Origin of the sequence: Kitasatospora sp. NPDC092286, assembly GCF_044755565.1 — a bacterium.
In the GTDB taxonomy this organism is placed as follows: Bacteria; Actinomycetota; Actinomycetes; order Streptomycetales; family Streptomycetaceae; genus Kitasatospora.
The window spans coordinates 1-1,423 of the sequence record NZ_JBIVRD010000129.1 but is presented as its reverse complement, the minus strand read 5'-3'; the positions used below and the strand labels follow the sequence as shown (position 1 = coordinate 1,423).

2 protein-coding genes are annotated in these 1,423 nt (G+C 66.9%); both read left to right on the top strand.

Features of this window, described 5'->3' with window-relative positions; all coding sequences use genetic code 11:
* Window positions 1–105 precede the first annotated feature (105 nt).
* A complete protein-coding gene (locus ACIQIB_RS39495) occupies window positions 106–954 on the top strand; it encodes an IS5 family transposase (RefSeq protein WP_363615384.1) in 849 nt (282 codons plus the stop codon).
* The gene (locus tag ACIQIB_RS39490; RefSeq protein WP_363615386.1) at window positions 951–1,346 is read left to right on the top strand and encodes a hypothetical protein; all 396 of its coding nucleotides are present in this window, start codon (window positions 951–953) and stop codon (window positions 1,344–1,346) included. The genes ACIQIB_RS39495 and ACIQIB_RS39490 overlap by 4 nt, the downstream gene beginning before the upstream one ends.
* Window positions 1,347–1,423: the final 77 nt, after the last annotated feature.

The window sequence follows — 1,423 nt, the reverse complement described above, 5'->3', positions numbered from 1 at the left end:
AGAGAGCGGTTTGTGAGTGTTTGACTGGTTCTGGTGTCACCTGATGGTGTGAGTGTGGACTGGAGTTCGCTCGCTCGGCGCCGCTGCTCTGCTGGGGTTGGCGGCGTGAGTGAACGCAAGCCGTACCCAAGCGACTTATCCGACGAGCAGTGGTCGTTGATCGAGCCGGTCATCACAGCGTGGAAGGACCGGCATCGGTCTGTGAGCGGCCATCAGGGCGCCTATGCGATGCGGGAGATCGTGAACTCGATCCTTTACCAGGGCAGGACCGGTTGCCAGTGGGCTTACCTCCCGCACGATCTGCCGCCGAAGAGCGCGACGTACTACTACTTCGCCGCCTGGCGCGACGACGGGACCGACCAGATCATCCACGAACTCCTGCGCTGCCAGGTCCGCGAGCGGGCCCGCCGATTAGAGGACCCGACCCTGGTGGTCCTGGACACGCAGAGCGTCCACGTGGCCGCCGGGGTCCCCGCCTCCACGACCGGCCGGGACCCGGCGAAACGGGTTCCCGGTCGCAAACGGGCCCTGGCCGTCGACGTGTTGGGCCTGGTCATAGCCGTCATCGTCCTGGCCGCGAACACGCACGACAACGCCGCGGGCATCGCCCTTCTGGACCAGGTCGCCCAACACGCCGGCGGCACCGTCCGCAAGGCGCTGGTCGACCAGGGCTTCAAGAAACAGGTAGTCGCGCACGGCGCCGGCCTGGGCATCGACGTGGAGATCGTCGAACGCAACCCGCAGGACAAGGGCTTCGTTCCGCAGCCGAAACGCTGGAGGGTCGAGCAGACCTACGGGATCCTGCTACTGCACCGGCGCCTGGTCCGCGACTACGAGCACCGACCGTCCTCCTCCGCCTCGCGTGTCTACTGGGCTATGACCCAGGTCATGGCCCGTCGCTTGACCGGCGCGAACACGCCCACCTGGCGCGACCCGCAGGCGGTGAGCGCGTGACCATCCAGCCCCTCCTCGACGCGCTCGATGTCCAGGAAGACGCCGCGCAGGCCCTGGCCGACGACCTCCGCACGCAGATCGAGGAACTGCAACGCCAGCTACAGGAGGCCGAGACCCAGCTCGAACACCTCGCGATCACCCGCAAGACCGTCACCGCCCTCGCCGACCGCCTCCCGGCTCGGGCTACCCCGCCCGAACACCCGGACTACCCCCGCATCCTCGCTCTCTTCAACGAGGCGACCGGCCCCCTGCGGGCCCGTGACGTCTGCGAAGCCCTCGGCCACGAACCACTGCCGAAGAACATCGAAGGCACCCGCGCCAAGCTGAAACGCCTGGTCAAACTCGACGTCCTCATCGAAGTCGACACCGGCAGCTTCACCAAGAAGCAGTAGCCGACCGAACCCCCGCAGCCAGCAGCCCTCTCCCCAACCTCAACTCGAAACGGACATCAACTCTCGAACCGCCCTCT